Origin of the sequence: Nocardiopsis halotolerans DSM 44410, assembly GCF_000341065.1 — a bacterium.
GTDB classification, from domain to species: Bacteria; Actinomycetota; Actinomycetes; order Streptosporangiales; family Streptosporangiaceae; genus Nocardiopsis; species Nocardiopsis halotolerans.
Genome location: NZ_ANAX01000216.1, coordinates 1 through 6,952 on the forward strand (window position 1 = coordinate 1; position 6,952 = coordinate 6,952).

General features: G+C 70.2%; 6 protein-coding genes. 3 read left to right on the forward strand and 3 right to left on the reverse strand.

Translation table 11 applies throughout. The features are described 5' to 3' along the window. Both D455_RS0116590 and D455_RS30765 read left to right on the forward strand, forming a co-directional pair. On the forward strand, positions 1-334 hold a 334-nt coding region (locus D455_RS0116590), incomplete at its 5' end, for a pyridoxamine 5'-phosphate oxidase family protein (protein WP_017571836.1). A 463-nt stretch (positions 335-797) separates the two neighbouring features. Continuing rightward, positions 798-1,928 carry an IS200/IS605 family accessory protein TnpB-related protein gene (locus tag D455_RS30765; RefSeq protein ID WP_020480242.1) on the forward strand — a complete coding sequence of 377 codons (1,131 nt, stop codon included), beginning with the start codon at positions 798-800 and terminating at the stop codon, positions 1,926-1,928. Here D455_RS30765 and D455_RS0116600 read toward each other — a convergent pair. From D455_RS0116600 to D455_RS0116610, 3 genes are all read right to left on the reverse strand, one after another. Next, positions 1,906-3,252: a PhoH family protein gene (locus D455_RS0116600; RefSeq protein ID WP_040684935.1), complete on the reverse strand. Its 1,347-nt coding sequence runs from the start codon at positions 3,250-3,252 to the stop codon at positions 1,906-1,908. The genes D455_RS30765 and D455_RS0116600 overlap by 23 nt on opposite strands. Positions 3,253-3,519: 267 nt before the next feature. Next, positions 3,520-4,281: an isoprenyl transferase gene (locus tag D455_RS0116605; protein WP_017571838.1), complete on the reverse strand. Its 762-nt coding sequence runs from the start codon at positions 4,279-4,281 to the stop codon at positions 3,520-3,522. Positions 4,282-4,374: 93 nt separating this feature from the next. Continuing rightward, positions 4,375-4,989: an RNA polymerase sigma factor gene (locus D455_RS0116610; RefSeq protein ID WP_051064649.1), complete on the reverse strand. Its 615-nt coding sequence runs from the start codon at positions 4,987-4,989 to the stop codon at positions 4,375-4,377. A gap of 298 nt (positions 4,990-5,287) precedes the next feature. Between D455_RS0116610 and D455_RS0116615 the strand changes: the two genes are divergently transcribed. Beyond that, positions 5,288-6,658, forward strand: a complete 1,371-nt coding sequence (locus tag D455_RS0116615) for a serine/threonine-protein kinase (protein ID WP_026122696.1) — start codon at positions 5,288-5,290, stop codon at positions 6,656-6,658. Positions 6,659-6,952: the final 294 nt, after the last annotated feature.

Here is a 6,952-nt window from a genome sequence, read left to right on the forward strand (position 1 = left end):
CACGCTGCGCCGTGACGGTTCCCCGCACGTCACGCCGGTGTGGTTCGTCCACCTCCGCGACCGCTGGTGGATCAGCGTGGACGCGCGGTCGGTCAAGGCGCGCAACGCCGCCGCCGACCCGAGGGTGTCGCTGGCTCTGGAGGACGGCGACGCCCCGGTGGTGGCCGAGGGACGGGCGCGGGTCCACGCCGACGGCTTCCCCGAGGACGTGGTGTCCGCCTTCCGGGACAGGTACGACTACGATATCCGCACGCCCTTCGACACGCGCGGTGAGCCCCGGGCCCTGCTGGAGGTCGGGGTGACCCGCTGGCCGATGAGCGGCGCCGCGCACTGACGGCGGACGATCTGACGGCGGGCGGTTGTCCACAGAACCGGGGCGCCCCCTGCCGCGAGGGCCCGGTTTTCGGTTGACTGGAAACCGGGGGCCTCCCCGGCCCACCGACTTCGGCATGCCCCGGCTCCGTGTGGCCCCTGACCCCGTGTCGCCCCCGGCCGCCCTTCCGAGCGGATGCACCGGGGCGGCGGGCCCCGCCGGGACCCTCCGCGGAACCGGGGTTGTGAGCTGTTGGTGTGGGAGGTGACTCAAACACACACGAGCACACAGGAGTGTCTCTCAGAACCACCTATCGGGGTGGTGGGTGTGTGGTCCGGGCATCCGGTCGGAACAACCCTGCGTGAGAGATTCACTGATTCTCCAGACGAGCACCCTCGCGTCTGGATACTGTCGCGTTCAGCACAGTCACGGAACGCGCACGGGCAGGGGGTGGAGATCGGTGGTACAGGCCAACACTCAGCGGTTGCGGCCGATCCAGGTCCCCTACCTCGTCCCTGCACCCACCGGTGTCAGCGTCCGTGACCGCCTCACCGGCCTCACCGGCCTCACCATCCAGGACGAGACCGTACTGCGGGAGGTGGACGCGTATCTGGGGTCGTTGGCCTCGACGGACCTGGCCACCCGATGCTCCCACGGCACCGACCATGACAAGGACACCTGGGCCGCCCGCAAACGGGAGTTGACCCCCGTCTCGTCGGCGCGGTGGGCCGGAACCCTGACCAAGACGTCGAACGAGCAGTGGGCGCTGGCTCGCCGCGGCCACCACGATGTCGACCGGGGCCGGTGGTACGTGACCGCGTCCTGGACCCACCAGGCGGTGCCACAGGTGCCGTGGGAGACGGCGCTGGCCCGGGGTGTGGTCGGGGTGGACATGAACGCCGACCACCTGGCCGCCTGGCGGCTGGACACCCACGGCAACCCGGTCGGGGACCCGCACCGGTTCGACTATGACCTGTCGGGCACGTCCACCCATCGGGACGCGCAGGTGCGTCATGCCCTGTCCCAACTGCTGTGGTGGGCCACCGGGCATGGCGTGGCGGCGATCGCGGTGGAGGACCTGGACTTCCATAAGGAGAAGACCCGGGAGAAACACGGCCGCCGCAAGAAGTTCCGCCAGGTGATCTCCGGTATGCCCACCGCCCGGCTGCGCTCCCGGCTGACCTCGATGGCCCACGCCATGGGGATCGCCGTCATCGCCGTGGACGCGGCCTACACCTCCCGCTGGGGCGCCGCACACTGGCAGAAACCACTCACCAGCAACAAACGTCAGACTTCCCGACACGCCGCCGCGGTGGCGATCGGTAGGCGCGCCCAGGGGCACGCGATCCGGCGACGGACGGCACCGCCCCACGACGACCAGAGTGATCGTCGTGGGCATCGGACCGCCCAGGCCGGGCCACGTGCCCGGGGGCGTGAGGGAACCCGCCGCCCCGCCACGGACCGTGCACAGGATGCACGCCGCCGGGCGGGGACAGCGAGAACGCGGGCCACCAGTGCGTCCAGCACCGTTCGGGACGCGCGGTACCGGGACGTGGCACCAGATGTCACTCCTGGACACCGCCTAGGAACGGTCAGTTCTCCAGCATCTCGGTGACCAGGGCGGCGATCGGCGACCGCTCGGACCGGGTCAGGGTGACGTGCGCGAACAGCGGGTGGCCCTTGAGCTTCTCGATCACCGCGACCACGCCGTCGTGACGGCCCACGCGCAGGTTGTCGCGCTGGGCGATGTCGTGGGTGAGCACCACCCGCGAGTTCTCACCCAGACGGGAGAGCACGGTGAGCAGCACGTTGCGCTCCAGGGACTGCGCCTCGTCCACGATCACGAACGCGTCGTGCAGCGACCGGCCGCGGATGTGCGTGAGCGGCAGGACCTCCAGCATCCCCCGGTCCACGATCTCCTCGATGACCTCGTCGCTGGTCACCGCGGACAGGGTGTCGTGCACCGCCTGGCCCCACGGGGTCATCTTGTCGTTCTCGGTCCCGGGCAGGTAGCCCAGCTCCTGACCGCCGACCGCGTACAGCGGCCGGAACACCATCACCTTGCGGTACTGGCGACGCTCCAGGACGGCCTCCAGGCCCGCGCACAGCGCCAGCGCCGACTTGCCGGTACCCGCGCGCCCGCCCAGGGAGACGATGCCCACCTCGGGGTCGGTGAGCAGGTCCAGGGCGACGCGCTGCTCGGCGCTGCGGCCGTGCAGGCCGAACACGTCCCGGTCACCGCGCACCAGCCTCACCGACTTGTCGGGCTGGACCCGGCCGAGGGCCTTGCCGCGCTCGGACACCAGCACCATCCCGGTGTGGCAGGGAAACTCGCGGGCCTCCTCGATGTCGCTCTCACCGTTCGTGAACAGCTCGCCGATCTGGTGGGCGGGCACGTCCAGCTCGGCCATGCCCGTCCAGCCGTGTTCGATGGCCAGTTCGGCCCGGTACTCGTCCGCGGCCAGGCCGATGGAGGACGCCTTGATCCGCATCGGCAGGTCCTTGCTCACCAACACGACGTCCGCCCCCTCCTCCTGGAGGTTACGGGCCACCGTGAGGATCCGGGTGTCGTTGTCGCCGAGCCGGAAGCCCGCCGGCAGGATCGCCGGATCGCTGTGGTTGAGCTCCACACGCAGCGTGCCGCCCAGGTCGTTCACCGGTACCGGAACGTCCAGACGACCGTGGGCGACCCGGAGGTCGTCCAGACGACGCAGGGCGTTACGCGCGAAGTATCCGAGCTCCGGGTGGTGTCGCTTGCTCTCCAGTTCGGTGATCACCACCACGGGGATGACGACCTCGTGCTCGGCGAACCGGCTCATGGCCAGCGGGTCGGCGAGCAGGACGCTGGTGTCGAGCACGTGGACGCGTCCGCCCTGGCCTACCTCCGCCTGGGGGTCGGGGGACTGGGTGTCACGGCGATCGGTCGAGGAACTAGCCACTCGTTCTCCCCTTGGGCACCACTGGGGCGCCCTACTGTCACGGGATCATGGAGGACCGGGACCTGGCCCGCGAGGGCCGGGTCCGGCCCTCCTCGTTGACGTTCCGCGATGGCGGAGGAGATCAATGAGCCGGGGCCTCCCGAACGGGTGGACGAACGCCACCCGCTACTTCCGACGCTACGCGCCCGTCCTCCCGTTTCCAAGGGACCTTCCCCTCCGCGCGGTGAACTCCGCGTTAAGGGGTTGGCCGCCGGAGGGACCGGGGGGTCAGGATCCGTAGCGGCGGTTGCGCGCGCCGTACGAGCGCAGTGCACGGAGGAAGTCCACTCTGCGGAAGGCAGGCCAGTAGACCTCACAGAAGTAGAACTCCGAGTGCACGCTCTGCCACAGCATGAAACCGGACAGGCGCTGCTCCCCCGACGTGCGGATGAGCAGGTCGGGGTCGGGCTGACCGCGCGTGTAGAGATGCCGTGCGATGTCCTCGATGTCCAGGCGCTCGGCCAGCTCCTGGATACCGGTGCCCTTGGCCGCCTCCTCGTGGAGGAGTGACCGCACCGCATCAGCGATCTCACGTCTACCTCCATACCCCACGGCGACGTTGACAACCAGACCGGGATTGCCGGATGTGGCCGTCTCCGCCTCCTTGAGGGCACGGACGGTGGAGGCGGGCAGCACGTCGAGCGCCCCGACGGGCCGGGTGTTCCACCCCTCCTCGTGCAGACGGGCGATGGTCTGCTCGATGATGCGCACCAACGGGCCCAGTTCGGACTCGTCACGGGTGAGGTTGTCGGTGGACAGCATCCACAGTGTGACCACCTGCACGCCGACCTCGTCGCACCAGTGCAGCAGCTCGAAGATCTTGTTCGCGCCTGCCTGATGGCCCTGCTCGGCCGCCCGGAGTCCGCTGACCTTGGCCCAGCGCCGGTTGCCGTCCATGGCGACACCGACGTGGCGGGGAATCTCCTGGCTGGTCAGCCGACGTTCCAGGCGCCGCTCGTACAGCCAGTACAGGGGGTCACGAAGCCCCATTGGCGAAACCTCTCAGAGCTGGATCTGGGACAGCACACCGCTGTGAAGGATGTGCCGACGGGGATGCCACCAGCGTAGTTCGCCCGCGGGGAGCTACGTCACGGTCAGGGACTTGCGCACGTGCTTTCGCCCCTGGTGGATGCGGGACTTCACGGTACCCAGGGCCAGGTTGAGCTCGGAGGCGATCTCGTTGTAGTCCATCTGGCACAGGTCGCGCAGAACCAGGGGGGCGACCAGGTTGGGGCGGTCCTTCTCCAGCTGGTCGAGGGCCTCCAGCAGGTCGATGCGGGAACCGGCGATGACGCTGGTGGTACGGGGGTCGCTCTGGTGGGGCATGCGCTCGGCCTCGGTGGGGAACTCGGCCGAACGCCGCTTCATCGAGCGGTAGGTCTGACGGGCGGAGTTGGACACCACCGTGTACAGCCAGGTGGTGAACAGGGAGTCGCCCTTGAAGCTGTCGATCTTGCGGGCCACGCGCAGCAGCGCGTCCTGGCACGCCTCCTCGGCGTCCTGCCGGTAGGGCAGGAAGCGGGAGCACCGGCGCAGCACCTCGGGCTGAATCCGCCGGAGCAGGTCGTCCAGGGCCACGGCGTCGCCGTCCTTGGCCCGGCGCGCGAGGTCCTCCAGCTCCTCGTCGACGTTGCTCGCCACCCGGCGCCGCGGCGCGGGGCTTGCCTCGTGGTGGTCTGCGTGGTCACTACTGCGCATGGCTGGTCTCTCCCTGACTGATGGCAGACGTCCGGCCGTCCGCTGCGAACGCGTGTGCGCCCGCCTCTTCGAGGGTCACACGTCCATGGGACGTCTACGGCCCCGGTCCGGCTCCATCCCCGACCACGTTCCCTCGCGGCCTCGCGGTGGGCCCGTGGGGCTCCCTCCAGTCTCCACGGCCCGAGGGCGTCCGCGCCACCCGGAGAGGGGATCATATCCACGGGAGGCAATGTGAAGGTACAGATGGTGTATTAGTGGGCAACGACCGCGTGTAAACCCCCGACGGACCGAGGCGGAGATGAGCCAACCTGAGGCCTTTGGGCGCTACCGCGTCATCCGGCGCCTTGGGTCCGGTTCCTTTGCCACGGTCTGGTTGGCGCAGGACGACCTGCTCAACTATCCGGTGGCCATCAAGGTACTCGCCGAGAACTGGGCGCACCAGATGGACATCCAGCACCGCTTCCTGGAGGAGGCGCGCATCCTGCGCCAGACCGACTCCACCTGGTTGGTGGCGGTGCACGACGTGGACGTGCTGCCCGACGGGCGACCCTACATGGTGATGACCTACGCCGACCAGGGCAGCGTCGCCGACCTCGTCCACCGGGGTCAGCTGCCCCTGGACGAGGCGCTCCGGCTGCTGACCGAGATCGGCCAGGGCATCACGGTCCTGCACAACCACGGCACGATCCACCGCGACATCAAGCCGTCGAACGTGCTGCTCCAGTCGTCACCGGTGGGTCAGAGGGTGCTGGTGGCGGACCTGGGGTTCGCCAAGTCGATCGACGAGGCGTCGGGGTTCACCGCGGCGGCCGGGACGCCCGGCTACATGTCCCCGGAGCAGAGCATCCCCGGCGGTGACCTGGACGTCCGGTCGGACGTGTACTCGCTGGGCGCGGTGGCCTACGAACTCATCACGGGCCGTCCGCCGTCGCGCCCGCCGGTGAAGGTGGCGCCTGGCCAGATCCGGCCAGGACTGCCTCCGGAACTCGACGCGCTCATCCTGTCGGCGCTTTCGGTGGACCGGGAAAGCCGTCCAGCGGACGCCAAAACCTTCACCGACCGGGTCAGGACCATCCGTATGGCACCCGATCCGCCCCAGGCGTCGATGCCGTGGTGGCGGCGGTACCGGATGCCGTGGCGGCGGATGACGGCCCTGCTGGCGTCACTGGCCCTGCTCGCGGTCACCACCACGGCGTCCCTGGGCCATCCGGACCTGTCCATGACCTCGGTGGAGTCCACGTCGCGGGGGCTCGACGTGAGCGTGCCGTCGGCGTGGGTCCGGCAGTTCCACATCGACCACGTGGCACGCCCCGTGGCGGCCGAGGCCGGTGTGGGGCCGGGGCTGCTGGTGGCGACCGACACGGAGGAATGGGGCTCCACCGAGGCGAGGTCCTACGGGGTGTACGCGGCCGTGGTGAGGGACGCCGCCGACCTGAGCGGTATCTCCGACGCCGAGCCGTGCGGTGGCACCCCCCTGGAACGGACGGTGGACACCGGGGGCTGGGAGGGCACGGTGTGGGACTGGCCCGAGTGCCACGGCAACGGCTCGTTGAGCAGCGTCGCCGTGCACGGGCCGGACGATCCCACGACCCTGTACATGGAGATCCGCCAGCCGAGCTACCGCCCCGACCTGGTGAACCAGATCATCGCCGGTACGCACCTGGAGTAGCGGGCCCAGCCCGGTCCGGCCCGGCCCGGCACCCTGGAGCCGAGGCCGCCGGGGGACCCTCCGCCTCCCGAGGCCCGGGGTGTACGCAGGGGTCGTCCACAGCCCGGACCTCCCCCTGGCGCGGTCGGACCCGCCCGCGGTTCACTGGAGAGCGGGGGGTCCTTCGGCCCCGCCCGCTTCCGCGTGCCCGGGGCGGTCTCACCGGCGCAAGGCGGACGGCGCCGTGGACGGCACCGGCGCGCTCCCCTCCGGGCCGCCACCGTCGGCCCCACGGGCTCCGCAGCCTCCACGGGC